Origin of the sequence: Pseudomonas helleri (genome assembly GCF_045830615.1) — a bacterium.
GTDB lineage: Bacteria > Pseudomonadota > Gammaproteobacteria > Pseudomonadales > Pseudomonadaceae > Aquipseudomonas > Aquipseudomonas helleri.
The window spans coordinates 3,717,501-3,739,918 of the sequence record NZ_CP174501.1; the positions used below are offsets into that span (position 1 = coordinate 3,717,501).

Below are 22,418 nucleotides of genomic sequence, written 5' to 3' on the forward strand. Positions count from 1 at the left end.
AATCTCAAAGCATATTGCGCACTATATTGCACACCGCGCGCCACTTGAGCATGATGCCTGACCTCTACACACTTATCGCCCAGGCATACCCCGCAATGACACAGTCCTCTCGTAGCCTCGTATCGACGCTATTACCTGTTGGCCTACTCCTTATCGCCATGGCCTCAATCCAATCAGGTGCATCGCTCGCAAAAAGCATGTTCCCGATAGTGGGTGCCCAAGGCACAACAACCCTGCGCTTGATATTTGCCAGCATCATCATGCTGCTGATACTGCGCCCCTGGAGAGCCAAACTCACCGCCAAATCGCTCAAGACCGTCATCGTTTACGGAATAGCCCTGGGCGGCATGAACCTGCTCTTCTATATGTCGCTGCGTACTGTCCCGCTGGGGATTGCTGTTGCACTCGAATTCACTGGTCCGCTGGCGGTTGCTATCTTTTCTTCGCGCAAAGCCATCGACTTTGTGTGGATCGGCTTGGCAATTACCGGGCTTTTACTGCTTATCCCTCTAGGAGAAGGCGCACAAGACATTGATCTCGTCGGCACAGCCTATGCACTCGGAGCAGGCGTGTGCTGGGCGCTGTATATCCTCTTCGGGCAGAAAGCAGGGGCAGATAACGGCGTCCAGACAGCAGCCTTGGGCGTCATTATTGCGGCACTGTTTATTGCCCCTGTGGGCATTGTTCATGCAGGCAGCGCGCTATTGACCCCAGCCCTGATCCCAGTTGCCCTTGCTGTCGCGTTATTGTCCACTGCCCTGCCCTACACGTTAGAGATGATTGCTCTTACACGCATGCCTACGCGAACGTTTGGAACCCTGATGAGCATTGAGCCTGCCTTTGGAGCGCTGTCGGGGCTGCTGTTTCTGCATGAAGTCCTGTCTGTCACACAATGGATAGCTATTCTGTGCATTATCATGGCCTCTGTTGGCGCGACCCTCACAATGCGCGGTCACTCAACACCCGTTAGCACTGACAATTAGTCACCTGATTGACACAGTTCTGGTAATTGACTCTCATTTAGAGGATGTTTATACGCCGAACGTGTCACTTGGGGCGATTCCGGATAAGGAAATCCAAAGGAGCAACTGAATGATCAACCGCTCACCGCACCACGTAAATCTGACGTAAACGCTTTAAGGACAGGAATGAAACGATTTTTGGTAGTTTTGGCCGTGCTCATGATATCCGGCTGCGCTGCGACCTCCGAAACCGCCGTCAAACGTGGCAAGCGTGGCTTGCACATCAACTGCTCTGGATTATCGTCATCCTGGGATAAATGTTACGCGGAGGCCGTAAAGGCGTGCGGAGACAAGGGATACCGCGTTGTTGCCAAGTCAGGTGATGGCACTGAAGAACCTGGGGATTACCCTTTCGGATTGAACCCCGCCGGCTATACCAGTCGAAGCATGATCGTTCTTTGCAGATAACAACCCAAGCCTCTGTCACGCAACCCACTCAGTCGAGTACGTGACAGAGCGCCCTCGCGCTTTAAGAAAGTGCTGCTGTTCGAGCCTGCAACCACGCTAAAGCATCACCCTCAAGCAATGGGCTCAACCGCTCACGAACCTGCTCGTGATAATCATTAAGCCACTTAAGCTCCTCATGCGTCAGCAGAGAAGCCTCAAGGCAACGCGTATCAATCGGACAGAGCGTCAGGGTTTCAAACTTGAGAAACTCACCAAACTCCGAGGCGCCAGCCTCGCGATTCAACACCAGATTCTCAATTCGCACGCCCCAACGACCCGGACGGTATGTACCCGGCTCAATTGACGTAATCATGCCGGGCTGCATCGCAGTGTGCGGTGCTACACCTGCTTGATAGGCAATTACCTGCGGCCCCTCATGCACGTTCAAGAAGTAACCGACGCCATGCCCGGTACCGTGCCCGTAATCAACGTTATCAGCCCAAATCGGTGCCCGGGCGATGGCGTCAAGCAAAGGAGACAGAATCCCCTTTGGAAACTGGGCACGCGACAAAGCAATCACACCTTTAAGCACACGAGTGCAGTCATGCTTTTGCTCGCGGGCAGGAGTACCGACAGGCACCATGCGAGTGATATCGGTGGTCCCCCCCAGATACTGACCACCCGAGTCGATAAGCAATAAGCCATTACCCTCAATGACGGCGTGCTCTTGCTCGGTCGCGTGGTAATGCGGCATTGCGCCATTGGCGTTAAAAGCCGCAATGGTATTGAAGCTCAGCGATACAAAGCCCGGGCGACGTGCACGCGCAGCGCTCAACTGCTCATCAATGGTCAGCTCCGTGATGCGCTCATGACCCAAGGCCGCTTCGAGCCAGGCAAAGAACTCGCAAAGCGCAGCGCCATCCTGCTCCATGGCCTGGCGGATGTGAACCGCATCATCAAGGCTCTTTTGCGACTTGGCGAACGTAGTTGGATTAAGACTCTCAACGAACGTCACCTCACGGTTCACGTTGTTGAGCAAACCGCAAGTGACGCGTGCCGGATCTATCAGCAGTCGGGTCGTGGCAGACAGTGCAGCCAGAGCCGAATTGATCTCGGTGTAATCACGCAAATTGACGCCATCGCGCTGAAGGGTGTCACGCAGCTCAACACCCACCTTTTCCAGATCAACAAACACCGTGGCCCGGTCAGGCTCAATCAATGCAAACGAGACAAAGACCGGGTTAAAAGAAACATCAGAGCCACGCAAGTTAAACAGCCAGGCAATATCATCCAGCGTGGCGATAAAGTGTGCATCGGCGTTACGCTGCTTAAGCGTTTCGCGCAGCTTCGCTAACTTGTCTACTCGACTCACGGTGGCTTGAGGTGGTAAATGTTCATACACCGGCTGTTTAGGCAGCGCGGGACGATCAGCCCACACCAGGCTCAACACATCGATATCGGTACGCAGAACTGCACCACGCTCCTTGAGCTTGCTCTCCAGAGTGCGCGCAGATGCCAAAGCCAGAACAGCACCATCAACCGACACTGTCGACCCTTGCGGAGCTTGTTCTGCCAACCAGTCCAGAGGGCCTGGCTGACCAGGTTGCAACTTGACCAGTTCGATAGTACTACCGGCAAGCTCTTTGCCAGCTTGCTCCCAGTAACGGCTGTCTGCCCACAATCCGGCAAAGGTCGGCGTCACGATCAACGTACCGACTGAACCGTGAAAGCCCGACAGCCATTGACGCCCCTGCCAGTAGGCAGGCAAATACTCGGAGAGGTGTGGGTCGGCCGAGGGAACCAACAGCGCATAAATGCCATTCTGTTCCATCAAGGCGCGAGTCCGCACCAAACGCTGCACCACAGATTCCTGATTCAACGACTGAATGCTCATCCTCTCTCCTGCTGGCCACGGTTGTGTTTCTTCGTCGCGGATAATGGAGCAGTCATCAAGACTGGGCAACCGCCCAAAAAGGGGCAGGCGCTGCAATAGCGGCCTTAATGGCGTTTACCGCAACATCAATGTCCTGCTCGCGGGTAAAACGCCCAAGACTCAAGCGAATGGTTCTCGCCGCCTTGTCTGCATCATGGCCCACAGCAAGCAGTACGTGAGACGGCGCCTTGCTGGCCGAATTGCACGCCGAGGTTGCCGAGTAGGCCAGCACTGCACTCAGTGCCGAACTATTAAAGTGCCCCTCACCGAACGTCAGGCTCAAGGTATGAGGGATTCGTTGGATCGGACAACCATTACACTGCACACCTGGCACATCAGCCAATTGCTCAAGCAACCGCTGGCGAAGGCCCTGAATATGCGAAAGCTCTTGGGTAAACGATTCACGGGCAATGGCAAAAGCTGCGCCCATGCCGGCAATCTGATGGGTTGCCAAGGTGCCGGAACGCAGTCCGGACTCATGGCCACCGCCATGGATCTGGGCCTGTAAACGATCTTGCGCACGTGGCCCGACATACAGGGCACCAATCCCTTTGGGACCGTAGAGCTTATGCCCCGAGAACGACATCAAGTCCACCGCCCACTCTTGCAGGTCGATGGCCACCTTGCCGGCACCTTGTGCCGCATCAACATGAAACAACGCACCGTGCTCGCGAACCAGTCGCCCGATAGCAGGAACGTCATTCACCGTTCCCAGCTCATTGTTGACCAACATCAGCGACACCAGCAGCGTGTCCGAACGCAGCGCAGCACGGACTTTGTCGACACTGACCAGACCATTACTGTCTGGGGTCAGGTACGTCACATCGAAACCTGACGCCCCTAAAAAGTGCGCGGTATCCAACACCGCCTTGTGCTCGATCTGGCTAGTAATGATGTGCCCGCGCGATTCGCGGCTGGCCTGGGCAACGCCCTTCAAGGCCAGGTTATTGGACTCGGTAGCGCCCGACGTCCAGATGATGTGCTCTGGCTTTGCGTTGACCAACTGCGCGACCTGCTCACGGGCGAGCTCTACCGTCTGCCGGGCAGACTGGCCGAAAGCATGTGAGCCAGACGCAGGGTTTCCAAAATTGCCTTCAAAACCCAGGCACTCGACCATCACCTGAATGACACGATCGTCCACAGGCGTGGTGGCGGCGTAATCGAAATAAAGAGGTCGTTTGTTCATTGTGCAAACCCACTGAGCGCATTCCGGAATCAGGCAGTGCTTGATAGCAGAAAAGTGAAACCGCGTGAAAAGCGCGGCATTTAGAAATAACCGATTGAACAGCCCAAACAAAGAGGCAGCGCTGAGAAAACCTGTAGGAGCCTTCCCAAACTCGGTCAAACGCTAATACATGGCCTTATAAAGCGCTAAAAGTAGGGTGTTGCGCAAGTCTGATATGCCATAAGGATATATAAATATGGAATTACGTTAGTTTACGGAATATCAAAATCCCCTTATAAAGTCGCCTTCGGCTTTCCTTTTGTGGGCAGAGCCCCCCGATAAAAGGAGCTGTCCTTGCAGCTTTTAACATTACCGTCGACTCCGGCACTCGCGACCTCCATAAGGGCCACGGCCCAAGTGTTTGAAGACCCCGTGTCCAAAGCGTTACTGGCGCATCTGCAACAAATAGCTCCCAGCGACGCCAGCGTCTTGATCATTGGCGAAACAGGCACTGGCAAAGAGCTGGTAGCCCGACATATTCATCAACTCAGCCACCGCCATCAGCAGCCTTTTGTCGCCGTCAACTGCGGCGCATTTGCCGAGTCGCTGGTTGAAGCCGAATTGTTCGGTCACGAAAAAGGCGCCTTCACCGGCGCACTGGCCGCCAAAGCAGGCTGGTTTGAAGAAGCTGACGGCGGCACCTTGTTTCTGGATGAAATCGGCGACTTGCCGCTGCCCATTCAAGTGAAACTGCTGCGTGTACTGCAAGAGCAGGAAGTCGTCAGGCTCGGCTCGCGCAAAAGCACGCCGATTAATGTCCGCGTACTGGCCGCCACCAACGTCAACCTGGAGCAGGCCATCGAAGCGGGGCATTTTCGCGAAGACCTCTACTACCGCCTGAATGTCGTGAGCCTGGTGCTGCGTCCATTGCGCGAGCGACCAGGGGATATCCTGCCACTGGCCAGACACTTCCTGCATACCTATCGGCAACGTCTGCAACACGGCCCGTCGACGCTCAGCCCATGCGCCGAAGAAGCCCTCACCCAACACCCATGGCAGGGCAACATCCGCGAACTGGAAAACGTCATGCATCACAGCTTGTTGCTGTGCCGCAACCAGACCATCTCCGTGCAAGACCTGCGACTGTCACCTTCACGCGTAAGGCGCCAGGAAACACCCGGACCGTCATACGCGCATTCGCAAGACAGCACCCAAGACCTGCTGCAACGCGCGTTTCGCAGGCTGTTCGAAGAAGAGCCCGGCGCATTGCATGAAACGGTTGAAGACAGCCTGCTTCGCGCTGCCTACGAGTTTTGCCATCACAACCAGGTGCATACCGCCAAACTGCTGGGCTTAAGCCGCAATGTCACACGGACACGCCTGATCAAGCTTGGCGCGTTATCAGTGAACACCCGCCGCTCTGACTCACCGCCCTCCTCACCCTATTTGCAGCAGTCCATTTAGTTAAACAGCAGCAGCCTTGTGACGGCTGCTGCTGAGCCGAACGTATAGCGCAGACGTACTGATCAGCCGTTACCTGAGCAACCTTTGCCAGTGATAAAAGGCCTGTCGCCGCTTCCTGCGGTTATGGGTAAGATGACTGCTTCCTTCAGCGCATCGCGCATACGTCCCGCCGAATTAAGTCGACCTCATGCCTTTTGATCTCAGTCTCAGCGTAGATTTGACCACCCTCGCCATTTTGGCCGCCGTTGCGTTTGTCGCCGGTTTTATCGATGCGATTGCGGGCGGTGGTGGTTTGCTGACCACCCCTGCCCTGCTGACCGCCGGCCTACCGCCGCACCTGGTATTGGGCACCAACAAACTTAGCTCGACATTCGGTGCAGCCACAGCCAGCTTCACCTTTTATCGGCGCAAACTGTTCCATCCACGCGAGTGGAAGCTGGCTATTTTCGGCACCCTGACAGGCGCCCTGATCGGCGCTATCGCCGCCCATTACATGCCGGCTGAATGGCTCAACAAAATGTTGCCGGTGATCGTCTTCGGCTGCGGGCTGTACTTACTGTTTGGCGGCACGCCTAAAACCCCGATCGACAACGACGCGCCGATCAAAAAGAAATGGCAACTGCCACAAGGTATTGGCCTGGGTTTCTATGATGGCGTAGCGGGCCCGGGAACCGGTGCGTTCTGGACCGTCAGCAGTATGCTGCTCTACCCCATCGACCTGGTGAAGGCCAGCGGGGTCGCCCGCAGCATGAACTTCGTCAGCAACATCACGGCGCTGTCGATCTTCATCTTCTCCGGGCACGTGGACTGGATCATCGGTCTGACCATGGGCTTTGCGGTCATGATCGGCGCCTTCTTTGGCGCCCGCAGCGCAATCAGCGGCGGGGCCAAATTCATTCGCCCGGTGTTTATCACCGTGGTCCTGGGGCTGACAGTGCGCCTAGCCTGGCAACACTGGTTCGACATGGCCTAAACGCCGCGCCACGTACAGGTCGATGAGATAACGCGCAATCGAGCGCGACGCCGGCAATGGCGGCAAGTGGTGAATATTGAACCACTGCGCATCTTCAATCTCGTCGGCCTGGGGCACGATGTCACCGCCCGCATACTCCGCATGAAAACCCAGCATCATCGAGTGCGGGAACGGCCAGCACTGACTACCCACATACTGAATATTCTTGACCTGGACCTGCACCTCTTCGTGCACCTCACGAATCAGGCAGTCTTCGGCCGACTCACCCGGCTCGGCAAAACCGGCCAGAGTGCTGTAAACACCCGGCACAAAGCGTGGCGAACGCGCCAGCAAGACTTCATCGCCACGGGTAATCAGCACGATCATGCTCGGTGAAATACGCGGATAGCTGCGCAAGTCACACGTCGCGCAATACATCGCCCGCTCCCTCGGCACCTGCGTCATGGCCTGCCCGCAACTGCCACAAAAACGGTGCTCACGGGCCCAGGTGCCAATTTGCGCGGCGTAACCCAACACCTTGTACAGAGTGTGGTCGCCTTGCAGCATAAACGCGCGTAAACCCTGCCACTGGCAGCCCTGAACCTGAGCACTGCCCTTCAGTTCCAGCAGGTAGACCGGCTCGCCGTCCAGATGGCCAATGCCATGCTCAGCCAAAACCGGCAGGTCCTGGCGCTTGAGCCATTCACGTGGAAACAATGGGCCATTGTCGTCGAGCAAAAAACCCTCTGGGCCACTCGCCACGGCCAAGCCGCCAGCAAAATCGGTGTCCAGTACTGCCGTAGTCCAACGCGAAGTCATCACAACATCCCAGGTCAAGTTGAGGTGCGACGCGGCGACCGCGTCAATCCTGAAATTCAGGCTTTTGTTTGCTCATATGTGCGGCCATGGCCAAACGCAAGTCTGTGGATTGCAACATGGCCGCGTTCCAGGTGGCAACATATTCAAGGCCATCATCGACACGATGATCGCGCATGTAACTGATCATTTGCTTGGTCCCGCCCACCGCAATCGGCGATTTACCGGCTATGTCTTGCGCAATGGCCATGACCCCCTCCAGCAAACGCTCATGATCACTGTAGACCCGGTTGACCAGGCCAATACTGCGCGCTTCTTCAGCGTCGACCATACGCCCGGTATACGCCAGCTCCCGAAGCATGCCGTCACCGATAATGCGCGGCAAACGTTGCAAAGTGCCGACATCGGCGGCCATGCCCATGTCGATTTCTTTGATCGAAAACTGCGCATCTTCTGCGGCATAGCGCATGTCACAGGCCGCGATCAAATCAATGGCGCCCCCCAGGCAATAACCCTGGACAGCGGCCAGAACAGGCTTGCGACATTGATCAACAGCATTGAACGAGGCCTGCATTTGCAAGATTTTACGCCGTAGCAGGCGAGCGTTACGCCCGATATCCTTGCCCAGCTCATTGGCCACCGACGCCAGCAGCATCAAATCAATGCCGGCCGAAAAGTGCTTGCCGGCGCCACTGATCACCACCACGCGCACGGCATCGGTCTCATCGATCCACTGAAAAATCTCAATGATCTCAGTCCAGAACGCAGCATTCATCGCATTGACCTTTTCAGGTCGATTGATCGTCACGTGGGCGATGCTGTCGTTTAACTCAACCTTGAAAGCCTGGTACTCGGGCATAACCTGAATCCTTTTTGGGGCGTTGTCGCCGGTCAATGAGCGAGCGACTATAACAAGCTGCGCGTCCCGAAAAAGACCGTGATTACGCCAAAAACCGGACAAAGTGGCGTCTTCGATCAGCCATCAAGGCTTCAGGACAAAACGCTCAAGTGCCTGCGCCACGCCATCATCCTCGTTGCTTGCGGTGACATACATCGCCTGCTTGCGGATTGCCTCGTCTGCCTGGCCCATTGCAACCGACAGCCCGGCACGCTTGAACATCGCCGGGTCATTGCCGCCATCACCCAAGGCCATGGTGCGCTCCAGCGGCACCCCTAAGCGCTCAGCCAAGGTGGCAAGCGCTTCGCCCTTGTTGGCATGCAAGGCTGTCACATCCAGATAAAACGCCTGCGAGCGACTGGCCAGCGCCTCGTCACCCAATACACCTTGGAGCTGATGCTCAAGCTCAACCAACAACGGAGCATTACGACTGGCCGCGACAATTTTGTCGACCCGGTGCAAATAGTCACCAAACTCAGTGACCACCCGCGGAGCAAAGCCCAGCGCATTCTGCTCCTGCGCCACCATGGGGCCATCGGGGTCGCGCAGCAACCATTGATCATCGGCAAACACCCAGACTTCAACGTCGTGGTCAGCCAGTACATTCAACGTGGTTTTCACTGCCTCATAGGGCACGGGATGCGTTTGCAGGTAACTGCCATCAGGGTTAACCAGCACCCCGCCATTAAAGGCAGCCGTGGGCAACTCGATACCCAGCTGTTTGATCTGCTCACGCATGCCTCGCGGCGGTCGCCCAGTGGCCAGCGTGAAGTACACGCCCGCAGCCTGCAGCGCTTTTACCGCCGCCAACGTGCGCGGGCTGATGCTGTGATCGGGCCTGAGCAAGGTGCCGTCCATGTCGCACAGCACCAACTGAATCGGCTCTTGCGTCGGCGTACTCATTCGATGTCCAGCCATACGCGGCCATCGCGGGCCAACAAATCCCTGGCGGCCTGCGGCCCGTCTTCACCGGCTTTATAGAAGTGCACGTTCGCCTGCTCGTGCCAGGCATCGAGAAAAGGCTGCACGCCGCGCCAGCCGTTTTCGATGTTATCGGCCCGCTGAAACAAGGTTTGATCGCCAGTCAGGCAGTCATAAATCAAGGTCTCGTAGCCAGTAGACGGCTGCACCTCAAAGAAGTCCTTGTAGGCAAAACCCAGCTCAATATTGGCCATGTTCAGACCCGGGCCAGGACGCTTGGCCTGCAAGTCAAACCACATACCTTCATTGGGCTGGATGCGGATACGCAGATAGTTGGGCTTCAAGCGTTCCACTTCGGTGTCGCGAAACTGTGCGTACGGCGCGGGTTTAAAGCAGATCGCAATTTCGGTGTCACGCGCGCTCATGCGTTTGCCAGTGCGCAGGTAAAACGGCACGCCCACCCAACGCCAGTTGTCGATCATCACTTTGAGGGCGACAAAGGTCTCCGTGGAGCTGTCTGCGGCCACGTTGTTTTCTTCACGATAACCGGGCACAGGCTTGCCACCCGACTCGCCCGCCGTATATTGACCACGCACCGAGTTTTTGCGCGCGTCTTCAATTGACCACGGCCGAATCGCACCAATCACTTTGGCCTTTTCGCCGCGCACCGCATCTGCGCCAAACGCAGCCGGTGGCTCCATCGCCACCATGGCCAACAACTGGAACAGGTGGTTAGGCAACATATCGCGCAAGGCACCGGTGTTTTCGTAAAAGCTGCCACGGGTCTCGACTCCGACCGTTTCAGCGGCCGTGATCTGCACGTGGTCGATGTAATGGTTGTTCCAGAACGACTCAAAAAGCCCGTTGGAAAAACGGCTGACCAAAATGTTCTGAACTGTTTCTTTGCCCAGATAATGGTCAATCCGGTAGATCTGCTTCTCGCTCATGACACTCAACAGGCAAGCGTTCAAGGCTTGCGCTGTGTCGACATCCGAGCCAAAAGGTTTTTCAATCACTACCCGGCGAAAAGCCTCCGGGGTTTCTTTAAGCAGCCCGCTGGCACCCAGCCGCTGTACCACTTCGCTGAAAAAGCGCGGGGCAGTGGCCAGGTAAAACACCGCGTTGCCCGTGCCACTGGCGAAAATCTTCTGCTCCAGCGCCGCGTAGGTGCTGTCGTCAAGGAAATCGCCCTGCACATAACTGATGTTTTTCGCCAAGCGGGCCCACAAGTCAGCATTCAGGCCCTGACCATCAGGATGGTTGACCTTGCTGGCGGCCTCCGTGCGAATGAAGTCTTCCAGCTTCTTGGCAAAGCCCTCATCACTGATCGCATTGTGGTCAACGCCCACAATGCGTAAGCCATCGTCCAGCAAACCGTCCCGAGTCAAGTTGTACAGCGCCGGCATTAACAAGCGCTTTACCAGATCACCATGGGCCCCAAACAGAAACAGTGTGGTTGGAGGCGCAGGTTTAACGTTGGATTTGCTGGACGGTTCGGTCATTTTTTAGGCGTCTCCACATGGCCGCCGAAACCAAAGCGCATGGCCGACAACAATTTGTCGCCATACAGGCTTTGCTGGCGCGAGCTATAACGGGCAAACAGGGCGTTGGACAGAACAGGCACCGGCGTCGACTGCTCCATGGCAGCTTCGATGGTCCAGCGGCCTTCGCCGCTGTCAGCCACGGCGCCCGAGTAACCGTCCAGCGGTGCGTCAACGGCCAGAGCGTCGGCGGTCAAGTCCAGCAACCAGGACGACACCACACTGCCACGACGCCACACTTCAGCGATATCGCCCAGGTTCAGGTCAAAACGCTGGTCTTCAGGCAGGTTTTCACCGCCTTTCATCTTCATCAGGTTGAAGCCTTCGGCATACGCCTGCATCAAGCCGTACTCGATACCGTTGTGCACCATTTTGACGAAGTGCCCTGCACCCGCCGGGCCTGCGTGGATGTAACCGCGCTCGGCGCGATCGTCATCAGACACACGGTCCTTGGTCCGTGGAATATCGCCCAGGCCCGGAGCCAGCGCAGCAAACAGCGGGTCCAGGTGTTTAACCACTTGCGTGTCACCGCCGATCATCATGCAGTAACCGCGTTCCAGGCCCCAGACGCCGCCCGAAGTGCCGACGTCGACATAACGAATGCCTTTTTCAGCCAGCGCTTTGGAGCGACGAATATCGTCTTTATAGAAGGTGTTACCGCCATCGATGATGATGTCATCGGCGTCGAGCAGTTGGCTCAGGGTATCGATCGTGTCTTCGGTCGGTGCGCCAGACGGCAGCATGACCCACACAGCGCGAGGCTTGGCCAGGCCAGCCACCAGCGCAGGCAGGTCAGCAACGCCGGTAGCGCCGTCCTGTTCCAGAGCACTGACGAAATCGGTATTGCGGTCAAAAACCACGGTGGTATGCCCATTGAGCATCAGACGCCGTGCGATGTTCCCGCCCATACGGCCCAATCCAATAATTCCCAACTGCATGTACTGTTGCTCCCAACGGCAAATAAATAGGTGTACAGCACCTTAGTTCAGCAATGCTTAAGGTGCTCGGCTAAGGATTAGTCCTATCGCATGGCGCATAGTTTCGCACATGCAGCGGGGCAGATTCCCGATTGAATCCACTCAGCGGACGGATGAACGGCGATCTGCATAAAAAAACACTAAAAACCCCTCCCCAACCTGAAGGAGCGAGCTTGCCTCGCGATCTTTTTAAAGATCAAAAGATCGCGAGGCAGGCTCGCTCCCACGACCATCCCCCCTCGAAGTTTCATCTCCCGCACAAAGTTTTCACATGACTTTTGTGACAATTGATCACTTTTTGGCTGTTTTATTTTCAGACAGCCCACACGCGTTGTACCGGGTCGTCCGGCGTCAACCATTCAAGCTGTATTGCGCTGGAGTGTTGTATGGGGTTGTTTAAACGCAGTAATGCATCTGCGAACGGGTTCGATTGGGCTGGTTTGGGCTGGTTGTTTCTATTCTTCTGGTACTTTTCCGGCATCACTCAACTGCTGATACAGCTCACCGGCACTTCGGGCTTTTCAGGCTTTCGCCAAGCATTCGTGATGAGCGCCGTATGGCTGGCGCCGATGCTGATATTCCCCGCCCGCACCCGGATCATGGCAGCGGTGATCGGCGTGGTGCTGTGGGCCTGTTCCATGGCCAGCCTGGGCTATTTCTTTATCTACCAGCAAGAGTTCTCGCAAAGCGTCATCTTCATCATGTTCGAGTCGAACACCTCTGAAGCCGGCGAGTACATGACGCAATACTTTGCCTGGTGGATGGTGCTGGCCTTCCTGGCACATACCGCGTTCGCGGTTTTCCTCTGGACACGCCTGCGCCCGGTGTACCTGCCCCGCACCCAAGCCTGGGCCGCAGCCCTGGCGATCGTGCTCGCAGTGGTCGGCTACCCGCTGATCAAACAGACCCTTAAACACGACACCTTCGCCTCAGCCCTCGAAAGCTTTGAAAGCCGCGTAGAACCTGCCGTGCCGTGGCAAATGGTGGTCGCCTATCGTCGTTATCTGCAACAACTGGACAGCATGCAAGGCATGCTCGCCAGCGCCAGCAAAATCCCGCCGCTCACCAACCTCACAGACGAAGAAGCAGGCCAACCGACAACCCTGGTACTGGTCATCGGTGAGTCCACCAACCGCCAGCGCATGAGCCTGTACGGTTACCCTCGAGAAACCACGCCTAACCTGGACAAGTTACGCGACCAACTGGCGATCTTTGACAACGTCGTCACGCCGCGTCCTTACACCATCGAAGCCCTGCAACAAGTGCTGACCTTCGCCGACGAAGAAAACCCGGACTTGTACCTCAGCACCCCGTCGCTGGTCAGCGTGATGAAACAAGCGGGTTACAAAACCTTCTGGATCACCAACCAGCAGACCATGACCAAACGCAACACCATGCTCACCACCTTCTCCGAGCAGGCCGACCAGCAGGTGTACCTCAATAACAACCGCAACCAGAACGCCCGCCAATATGACGGCGATGTACTGGAACCCTTTAACAAGATCCTGGCCGACAGCGCACCGCGTAAACTCATCGTGATTCACTTGCTCGGCACTCACATGAGTTATCAGTACCGCTACCCGCCGACCTTCGACAAATTCACCGACCGTACCGGTGCACCTGCCGGGTTGAGCGATGACCAGATCCCCACCTACAACAGCTATGACAATGCGGTGCTGTATAACGACTTCGTGGTGTCGAGCCTGATCAAGGACTTCGCCAAAACCGACCCGAACGGCTTTCTGCTGTATTTGTCCGACCACGGTGAAGACGTATTCGACTCTGTGGGCCACGACACGTTGGGACGCAACGAGGCCAAGCCAACCGCGCCGATGTACACCATCCCCTTTTTGGCCTGGGCCTCGCCCAAATGGCGTGAAGACCACACCTGGGATTTCGCCGGTGATCTGGAGCGCCCTTACAGCAGCTCACAGTTCATCCACACTTGGGCAGACCTGGCCGGGTTAAGCGCTAAAGAGCTGGATGACAAGAAGAGCCTGGTCAGCGATGAGTTTGTCGTACGCCCGCAATTGATCGGCAACCCGTACTCTCGCCCGCAAAAAGCCCTGATTGATTTCAGCCTGATCAAGCCAAAAGCAGCACCCGTACAAAGCGCGGTCAATTAATAGATGCACAACGGGGCGCACTTGGCGCCCCGTTGTTATTGCATAAGCCCGCTGTTACAGCGGCTTGTTCCAAAACAGCATGCGCCCGTGGGCCGGGTCCAGCTGCCCTGCGCTAAACCCGAATTTGCGGTAAGAACCCTGAGCCACAGGGTTTCCCTCGAGAACTTCGAGGGTGATTTTGCAGCAGCCGCGCTCCCGCGCAATAGCCTCAACCTTGTCCAGCATTTTTTGGCTCAGGCCCAAGCCACGGTAGGTATCGACCACTGACACGTCGTGCACGTTGACCAGCGGCTTCCCGGCAAACGTCGAAAAACCTTCAAAACAGTTAACCAGCCCGGCGGCCTGACCATCCACAAAAGCTAGCACACTGAATGCATGTGCACGCTTGGCCAACTCGCCCGGCAGTTGTTCCAGCACCTGGGCTGATAACCCCTCGCCGCCACCCATCGGGTCCTGCGCGTAGTGGTTCAAAACGTCTCGCAGTGCTTGAGCGTGAACCGGGTCCGTATAGTTTGCTTGTACGACTACCACTTGCGACATCGCGCATCTTCCCCAAGGTCTGATTTTATTTTGATAGCCTGCGACCTTAGCGTGCCAGCAGTGACGCAAACAAGTATTCGTCTCAAGGGCGCTTTGGCGGGTCAATGCTCTGCATCAGTTCAACAATATTCTCGGCCAGCGCGTCGGCATCCTGATAAATGCGGATATGCCGAAACTGCGCGTTATCGCGGTGGTATTGCGCTGCATCGACAGCCGGGCCTCCGGCCATTTTCTGGCTGATCAAAAGCAAGTCGAACTCACCAGGTTTGGCGTCGCGAAGCCCTTTTAGCGCATCAACTGCGCGCAAAGGGGCTACCCGGTGGTATCCCGCCAAGTCGAGCGCCCTGTCAATTTTTAACGCCTGTTCGGTATCAGAGTCGGCGATCAATATTCGTAAAGACTTATTCGGCATAGTGCTTTAACCGTCGTCACACGTCGTTGCGTTGAATGTTTAAACAAAACAGCCCGGTTCAACGATTAATAGGTGGCGTGCCCTGTTTTTCAAGGCACCGCTTGTCTGCGGATCACTGCGTTCCCTGATGCTGCATATGCTCCTCCAGTGCCTGGGCAAAGCGCTCCATCTCTGCATGCAACGCATCCACACACGGAAGGATTAACGGTGGTTCACCCAATGCGCACGCGGCCTCAAGTTGCTCGCAACAACGCATCAAGCCTTTGGCCTGGACCAGGGCAACGCCGCCTTTAATCTTGTGCGCCAGCGCAGCCAGCCCTTCAAAATCATCGCTGACAAAAAGCTGCATCAATTGCGCAAGATCCTCATCGGTGCTGACGGCCATATCCGTCAGCAGCTGATGCACCAGCGCGTCATCGCACTGAGCCAATTGTTGGAGGTAGGCCAAGTCAATTTCATCGCTGCCCTCGGCAAGAGGTTCGGCGTAAGACACGCTTTCAGGGCCAGGAGTTCCGGAGGCCAGGCACAGACTCAAGTCCTGCAGGCTGATCGGCTTGAACAGACACTGATCCATCCCTGCTTGCCGACAACGTTCAATTTCTTCTGGCTGGGCATTGGCTGTCAGGCCCAAAACAAGGCATGGCTCAAGCGCCCGTCCGGCCTCATCGCTGCGTATGGCGCGGGCCAAATCGTAGCCATTCATGATCGGCATGTTGCAATCGGTAATAACCACGTCAAACCTGCCCGCGCGCCACGCCGCCAGGCCTTGGGCGCCGTTCTCGGCATCAATGACGCGGTGCCCCAGGTAACTCAATTGTTGAGCCAGCAGCACCCGGTTGCCCGGGTAGTCGTCCACCACCAGAATGCTCATCGAGCCCGGCGAGGCCAGCCCTTCTACATCGTCATCGGCCTGCCCGGCATCGGGTTCAAGGCGCGGCACGTTGAGGCTGATATCAACGTGGGTGCCTTTGCCCGGCTCACTGCTCATCTGAATCGTCCCGCCCATCATTTCGCAAAGCGTGCGGCAAATCACCAGCCCCAACCCTGAACCGCTGCGCGCCGATTGATGATTGTTGCTGGCCTGAACAAACGGGCTAAACAGTCGACGCAGATCCTCCTCGCCAATGCCTGCGCCGGTGTCATCAACCCGTATACCAATCGCTACCTGCGACCCGTCAGGGTGAGGCTGCAAGGTCAACGTCAGGCGGACTTCACCCTGCTCGGTAAACTTGATGGCATTGCTCAGCACATTGGAAACAATCTGTTTAAAGCGCATCGGGTCGATCAACACATCGATATCCGCCGCCGATGTAGCGGGCTCATACACCAGACTCAGATGTTTCTGCCGGGCCAAACCATCAAACATACGCACGACCGACATCACCAACGCCTGCACATTGGCGCGTTTGGGGCTCAATGACAGATGCCCGGACTCAATGCGGGCGATGTCCAGAATATCGCCGATCAACTCCAGTAATTCGCGAGCAGCCCCCGACGCCACTTCAATGGCCAGCCGGTCCATCACGCCCTGATCGGCTTTTTTCATCGCCAGCTCAAGCATGCCGATCACCGCATTCATGGGCGTGCGGATTTCATGGCTCATGGTGGCTAAAAACGTGGTTTTGGCGCGATTCGCCTCATCGGCCTGTTGTTTGGCAATTTGCACTTGCTCCAGCAATTGCTGGCGCCTGGCGACACTGCGACGCAAATAGGCAATCCAGCCAAACGCGAGCAACAGCAGCACTGCCGCAATGGCAAAGCCCTGGAGAATCGCAGCCCGATTGCGCAACCAATAGCTTTCGCCCTCCGGCGAGTCGTCGCGCCAGCGATTGGTCAGCACGCTCATGTCTTCAGGAGAAATACTCAACAACGCCTTGTCCAGAATCCCATGCAGTTCTGGAGCATCGCGCGCAGTGGCAAAACCGATCTGTGCGGGCTGAGTGCCCACCGTACTGGTGATGTGCAACTGCCCGTTAAAACGCCGCGAAATCATGTAGCGCGCACTGATCAACGCGTTGATGGCGCCATCCGCCTTGCCTGCGACCACCATCGCCATGGCATCGGCAGCGTTGTCTGCCTCCAGAAGCTGGATGCGGGGGTAGTGCCGCAATACAAACTCGCGCAACACATTGCCTCGTACCAGCACCAGGCGTTGCCCTGCCATCTCATCCAGCGTGTCAGGGCTCTCAAGTCGGGTAGAGGTCACCAGCACAAACGGCGTGGTCAGATAAGGCCGGGTAAACAGCAACTGCGATTCGCGATAGACGCTAGGGGTGAAGGCGCCGATGACATCGGCCTTGCCGCTGCTGACCAGACTGATCAAGTCTTGCACCGAGTCGCCTTTAACCACCTCGAACTCAAGGCCGGTGCGCGCGCTGATATTGAACAGCACATCAGCGCTGACACCTTTAAACACACCCTGCTCGTCAATAAACGACAGCGGCAAGTATTGATCATTGATCGCCACCCGCAGACGCGGATGTGCATCCAGCCAATGCTGTTCACTGGCGGTCAGGTTCAGCCGCGAATGGCTACTCACTTGCGGCCCTTCCGAACTCCAGCGGCGCAGAATCGTCATCCGCTCACTGGCCGGGATCGCCGCCAGCCCCGCATTGACTATGCGCAGCAACCGGGCGTTATCGCGCGCCAGCGCAAACGCAAAAGGGCTGACATCGATGCGTGAGAAGTCGGCCAATTGCACATTGTTGAGGTAGTTCTTATTGATCAGGTAGTTGGCGCTGATGAAGTCCCCCAGGTAAGCATCAGCCTGACCAAACGCCACAGCGCCAATAGCACTCAGTGTTGAGGGATATAGCTGCAACTCGGCCTTGGGGTAAAACGCCCGGACTTCTTGTGGAGGCAAATAGTGATCTAGCATGGCCAAGCGCTTGCCTGCCAGATCAGCCGGCATCACCGGTTGGTTAGTGCTGCGCGTTACCAGTGTGGGCGAGTCGTCGGCATAAGCCTGGCTCAGCACCAGTGCGCGATCTTGCGCTTCAAAGCCGTTGGCGCTGCTCAGCAAGTCCAGCTCGCCGCGCTTGAGCGCGTTTATAGCCTGCGCCCTTGAGGCATACCGTTTAACGTCAACATTAACGTGCAACAACTCGGAGAGTAGCTGCATGTAATCCGCCGTCAGCCCTTCAAAGTCCTGATCATTACCGGTCATGTCAAAGGGTGCGTAATCCGGTGCCGAAATGCCCAGCCGCAAGGTGTCGTGCTGTTTAAGCCATTGCCAGTCGGGCGCCTCAAGCACCACGCTGTAGGCTTCAACATTTGAGCGGCCCAACAACTGCAACGACTGCACAGTCGGCTGCGCCAGTGCGTAAGGCCATCCCAGAACCAGCGACACGATCAACAGCCCGTGCCGCACAAAAAGTTTCATTTAAATCAAGCCATTACGTTTGGCAAACTCTGCCAGATAAACAACTGACTTCATGTTTAACTTTTCAATTAACCGTGCCTTATAGGTACTGATTGTCTTGCTGCTCAGGGTCATATCCAGTGCAATTTGTTTATTACTTACACCTCGAGCAAGTTGCTGCAAAATAGTTAACTCGCGGGCCGATAAACTTTCAATCAATTCGATGTCCGTCAATGTTGCATCACTGTTTCGAACCGAACTGATCGCCAAGTTAGGGAAAAACGTATAACCGTCCATGATCGTTCTGACCGCCCGTTGCAACTCACTGAGCTCCTGGTTTTTTGTCACGAACCCTGCTGCACCGGCCTTCATGCATCGCTGCGAATAAAACAGCGCCGCTTGGGAGGTCAGCACCAAAATCCGGCAGCTCAGCCCTGAGGCCTTAATCCGGCTGATCACCTCCAGACCGTCCAGACCCGGCATGGTGATGTCCAGGACCACCAGATCGACCGCATGCTGGCGCGCCAGCTGCACCGTATCAATTCCGTTAGTCGCTTCGGCCACGACGGTGTAACCCTGATTCTCCAACAGCAGTCGCACAGCCGTGCGAATCAAGGAGTGATCATCGGCAATCAAGACTTTATACATTTGAACCCCTGCCAAAAACTGCCAATAACAGGACGTGGGCGGCTTTATCTATTTTTTTGAATAGATAACTCCGTAACTTCCTCATGATTAACATGCTTATGAATACAAGGGAAAGTATAGGATATTTCCTACAAACCTCCCGTGCGTCCTCACCGCTACTTGAACGCAACATCGCGATACCCGATTGAAATCAAGCCGCGAATAATCGCCATTCGGGTGCAACTTACGAGAAGGGAAAGTACCACACAGGATGTAGGAAATTTCTTAAAATATGGGCGCGCCCGATATTAAATGCCTCCAAGGGGCGTCGGCTGCGATCGGTACATGACCGCAACCCACGCTTTGAAAGCCCTTACTGCCAGCCGAACTTACGGATGTAAAAACCCTTAACCGCTTGAGTCAGCGCCATGTACGCCAGCAAAATCACCGGCAGGAAAATAAAGTACAGCGGTGGCAGCGCCTCCAGTTTGAAGTAGCTGGCCAGCGGCCCCATCGGCAGGAAAATACCGATGGCCATGATCACCCCGGTCATCACCATCAACGGCGTCGCTGCACGGCTTTGCAGGAACGGAATTTTCGGTGTGCGGATCATGTGCACAATCAGGGTTTGCGTCAGCAGCCCGACCACGAACCAGCCCGACTGGAACAGGGTTTGATGCTCAGGGGTATTGGCCTTGAACACGTACCACATCAGGGCGAAGGTCAGCACGTCAAACACCGAGCTGATGGGCCCGAAGAACAGCATGAAACGTCCGACATCCGCTGGCTGCCAGCGTTGTGGTTTTTTCAGCATTTCGTCATCGACGTTATCAAATGGAATCGCGATCTGAGACACGTCGTACAGCAAGTTTTGTACCAGCAGGTGCATCGGCAACATCGGCAGAAACGGAATGAACGCACTGGCGACCAACACCGAGAACACGTTACCGAAGTTCGAGCTGGCGGTCATTTTGATGTACTTGAGCATGTTGGCGAAGGTGCGACGGCCTTCCAGCACGCCCTCCTCCAGCACCATCAGGCTTTTTTCTAACAGGATGATGTCGGCCGCCTCCTTGGCGATGTCTACCGCGCTGTCCACTGAAATCCCGATATCTGCAGTGCGCAGAGCCGGGGCGTCGTTGATCCCGTCGCCCATAAAGCCCACCACATGGCCGTTAGCCTTGAGCAAACGCACAATGCGTTCCTTGTGAGTGGGTGTCAGCTTGGCAAAGACGTTAGTGGTCTCGACCGCAACCGCCAGCTCGGCGTCAGTCATGCGCTCAATGTCATTGCCCATCAGCAAGCCTTGTTGCTCAAGGCCCACTTCGCGGCAAATTTTGGCCGTCACCAGTTCGTTGTCACCGGTCAGCACTTTGACCGCTACACCATGCTCGGCCAGCGCTTTGAGCGCAGGCGCGGTGCTTTCTTTGGGCGGGTCCAAGAACGCAACATAACCGATCAGCGTCAGTTCCTGCTCATCTGCCAGGCTGTAGGTGTCACGGCCCGCAGCCATCGAACGCGCAGCCACCGCGACCACGCGCAAACCTTCCTCGTTGAAGGCTGCCGTTACCTGGCGAATACGCGCCAGCAACTCGTCGCTGAGAGCTTCTTCCTGATCGCCGTGGCGAACGGTCTTGCACACCGACAGCACTTCTTCGACAGCGCCTTTGCAGATCAACTGGTGCGGCTGATCCTGCTCGGCGACTACCACCGACATACGACGGCGGGTGAAGTCGAACGGAATCTCGTCAACCTTGTTGAACGCTGTGCCCACGTTCAATTCGCGGTGCACTTCCACATGCTCCAGCACCGCCACGTCCAGCAGGTTTTTCAGGCCGGTCTGGTAGTAGCTGTTCAGGTAGGCCATTTCCAGCACGTCGTCGGACTCTTCACCCCACACATCCACATGGCGCGCCAGGAAGATTTTGTCCTGGGTCAGGGTCCCGGTTTTATCGGTGCACAGCACGTCCATCGCGCCAAAGTTCTGGATAGCGTCCAGACGTTTGACGATGACTTTTTTGCGCGACAGAAACACCGCGCCCTTGGCCAGGGTCGAGGTCACAATCATAGGCAGCATTTCAGGGGTCAGGCCCACCGCCACCGACAGCGCGAACAGCAACGCTTCAGTCCAGTCACCTTTGGTAAAACCATTGATGAACAGCACCAGCGGCGCCATTACAAACATAAAGCGGATCAACAACCAACTGACCTTGTTAACCCCGGTCTGGAACGAAGTCGGCCCACGATCGGTGGCCCCGACACGCTGGGCCAGTGCACCAAAGTAAGTGTTATTACCAGTGGTCAGGACCACAGCGGAGGCGGCGCCGGACACCACGTTGGTGCCCATGAACAAAATATTTTCCAGCTCCAGAGGGTTGATGGTCTGGCTGTCAGAGTGATGCGCAAACTTCTCCACCGGCATCGACTCACCAGTCATGGCCGCTTGGCTGACAAACAAATCCTTGGCGCTCAATACCCGGCAATCGGCCGGGATCATGTCCCCTGCCGACAACACGATCAGGTCACCCGGAACCAATTGTTTGATCGGCAACTCAATGCGTTGCGCACCTTTAATTAGCTGGGCTGCACCATAGAACTTGCCAAACATCGGTGACGCTTCTGCGCTGAAGTCCCGGCGCATGACCGTGGCGGTGTTGCTCACCATCGCCTTGAGGGCGTCGGCTGCTTTGTTCGAACGGGCTTCTTGCCAAAAACGCAGTAGGGTCGACAGCACCACCATGGTGCTGATGACCACTGCCGCCTGAACGTCGTCGGTGGCCAGCGAGACCGCAGCGAGCAAGGTCAACAGCAAGTTGAACGGGTTTTTGTAGCAGTGCCACAGGTGCACCCAGCGGCTGAGGGGTTGCTCGTGTTCAATCTCGTTGAGGCCGTGGCGGTCACGCAGTGTCTGCGCTTCGGCTTCACTCAAGCCATCGGTATGGGTGCCGAGCTTGTCGATCAACGCCGCGCTTTCGGTGTTGGCCGAAGCCACCAGGGTTTGCGCCAGGGTAGGCGGTACTTCACGGCTGACCGTGGTGTTGGTCAGGCTGTCGAGCAATGCCAGACGGCGAAAGTGCCGTCCAATGTGGCGAGTGCGTAGAAAGCCTGCGAAGAACTCTTTCAGGGTGTGTTTCATGGTGCTACTCCTGCGCTGCCTGCGTAGTCACCCTGTTCAGCGTGATTACCCAGGCAGCCTTAAACTCGAACCGTCATTCATTTTTTAGTCTCGGTCAGCGGGCCTGATGCCCGCCGTCAATTATTGGCGTACACGCAACC

Annotated in this window: 17 protein-coding genes; 5 read left to right on the forward strand and 12 right to left on the reverse strand. The window is 56.4% G+C overall.

The window, feature by feature from the left end:
* Positions 1–95 precede the first annotated feature (95 nt).
* Entirely contained in the window at positions 96–983 is an 888-nt protein-coding gene (gene rhtA, locus ACJJU9_RS16775; RefSeq protein ID WP_407729030.1) for a threonine/homoserine exporter RhtA, read from the forward strand.
* Positions 984–1,148: 165 nt separating this feature from the next.
* Positions 1,149–1,430: a hypothetical protein gene (locus ACJJU9_RS16780; RefSeq protein ID WP_048373188.1), complete on the forward strand. Its 282-nt coding sequence runs from the start codon at positions 1,149–1,151 to the stop codon at positions 1,428–1,430.
* 61 nt (positions 1,431–1,491) lie between these two features.
* Here ACJJU9_RS16780 and ACJJU9_RS16785 read toward each other — a convergent pair whose 3' ends face one another.
* Entirely contained in the window at positions 1,492–3,303 is a 1,812-nt protein-coding gene (locus tag ACJJU9_RS16785; protein ID WP_407729031.1) for an aminopeptidase P family protein, read from the reverse strand.
* Between the two features lie 55 nt (positions 3,304–3,358).
* Positions 3,359–4,528: a cysteine desulfurase family protein gene (locus ACJJU9_RS16790; protein ID WP_407729032.1), complete on the reverse strand. Its 1,170-nt coding sequence runs from the start codon at positions 4,526–4,528 to the stop codon at positions 3,359–3,361.
* Positions 4,529–4,861: 333 nt separating this feature from the next.
* Here ACJJU9_RS16790 and ACJJU9_RS16795 point away from each other — a divergent pair, with 333 nt between their 5' ends.
* Together ACJJU9_RS16795 and ACJJU9_RS16800 are read left to right on the forward strand one after the other, a co-directional pair.
* A complete protein-coding gene (locus ACJJU9_RS16795; RefSeq protein ID WP_048391395.1) occupies positions 4,862–5,971 on the forward strand; it encodes a sigma-54-dependent Fis family transcriptional regulator in 1,110 nt (369 codons plus the stop codon).
* 187 nt (positions 5,972–6,158) lie between these two features.
* Positions 6,159–6,944: a TSUP family transporter gene (locus tag ACJJU9_RS16800; RefSeq protein WP_048373180.1), complete on the forward strand. Its 786-nt coding sequence runs from the start codon at positions 6,159–6,161 to the stop codon at positions 6,942–6,944.
* Here the strand turns inward: ACJJU9_RS16800 and nudC are convergent.
* From nudC to gnd, 5 genes are all read right to left on the reverse strand, one after another.
* Positions 6,912–7,742 (reverse strand): NAD(+) diphosphatase, encoded by an 831-nt coding sequence (nudC, locus tag ACJJU9_RS16805; protein WP_407729033.1) that lies wholly within the window; start codon positions 7,740–7,742, stop codon positions 6,912–6,914. The genes ACJJU9_RS16800 and nudC overlap by 33 nt on opposite strands.
* A 43-nt stretch (positions 7,743–7,785) precedes the next feature.
* Entirely contained in the window at positions 7,786–8,598 is an 813-nt protein-coding gene (locus tag ACJJU9_RS16810) for a crotonase/enoyl-CoA hydratase family protein (RefSeq protein ID WP_407729034.1), read from the reverse strand.
* A gap of 123 nt (positions 8,599–8,721) precedes the next feature.
* Entirely contained in the window at positions 8,722–9,540 is an 819-nt protein-coding gene (locus ACJJU9_RS16815; RefSeq protein ID WP_407729035.1) for a Cof-type HAD-IIB family hydrolase, read from the reverse strand.
* Positions 9,537–11,060: a glucose-6-phosphate dehydrogenase gene (gene zwf / locus ACJJU9_RS16820; protein WP_407729036.1), complete on the reverse strand. Its 1,524-nt coding sequence runs from the start codon at positions 11,058–11,060 to the stop codon at positions 9,537–9,539. Before zwf ends, ACJJU9_RS16815 begins: the two co-directional genes overlap by 4 nt.
* Positions 11,057–12,037 (reverse strand): phosphogluconate dehydrogenase (NAD(+)-dependent, decarboxylating), encoded by a 981-nt coding sequence (gnd, locus tag ACJJU9_RS16825; protein ID WP_048373167.1) that lies wholly within the window; start codon positions 12,035–12,037, stop codon positions 11,057–11,059. Before gnd ends, zwf begins: the two co-directional genes overlap by 4 nt.
* 425 nt (positions 12,038–12,462) lie before the next feature.
* On the opposite strand from gnd, the gene ACJJU9_RS16830 reads away from it, so the two are divergent.
* Complete coding sequence (locus ACJJU9_RS16830; RefSeq protein WP_153351543.1) at positions 12,463–14,202, forward strand: phosphoethanolamine transferase CptA; 1,740 nt, start codon at positions 12,463–12,465, stop codon at positions 14,200–14,202.
* Positions 14,203–14,256: 54 nt separating this feature from the next.
* On the opposite strand, the gene ACJJU9_RS16835 is transcribed toward ACJJU9_RS16830, so the two are convergent.
* From ACJJU9_RS16835 to mgtA, 5 genes are all read right to left on the reverse strand, one after another.
* On the reverse strand, positions 14,257–14,742 hold the full coding sequence (locus ACJJU9_RS16835) for a GNAT family N-acetyltransferase (RefSeq protein WP_407729037.1): 486 nt from the start codon (positions 14,740–14,742) through the stop codon (positions 14,257–14,259).
* 82 nt (positions 14,743–14,824) lie between these two features.
* On the reverse strand, positions 14,825–15,154 hold the full coding sequence (locus tag ACJJU9_RS16840) for a hypothetical protein (RefSeq protein WP_407729038.1): 330 nt from the start codon (positions 15,152–15,154) through the stop codon (positions 14,825–14,827).
* Positions 15,155–15,266: 112 nt separating this feature from the next.
* Complete coding sequence (locus ACJJU9_RS16845) at positions 15,267–18,536, reverse strand: transporter substrate-binding domain-containing protein (protein WP_407729039.1); 3,270 nt, start codon at positions 18,534–18,536, stop codon at positions 15,267–15,269.
* Entirely contained in the window at positions 18,537–19,163 is a 627-nt protein-coding gene (locus ACJJU9_RS16850; RefSeq protein ID WP_273218113.1) for a response regulator transcription factor, read from the reverse strand.
* 352 nt (positions 19,164–19,515) lie between these two features.
* A complete protein-coding gene (gene mgtA, locus ACJJU9_RS16855; RefSeq protein ID WP_048373159.1) occupies positions 19,516–22,278 on the reverse strand; it encodes a magnesium-translocating P-type ATPase in 2,763 nt (920 codons plus the stop codon).
* Positions 22,279–22,418: the final 140 nt, after the last annotated feature.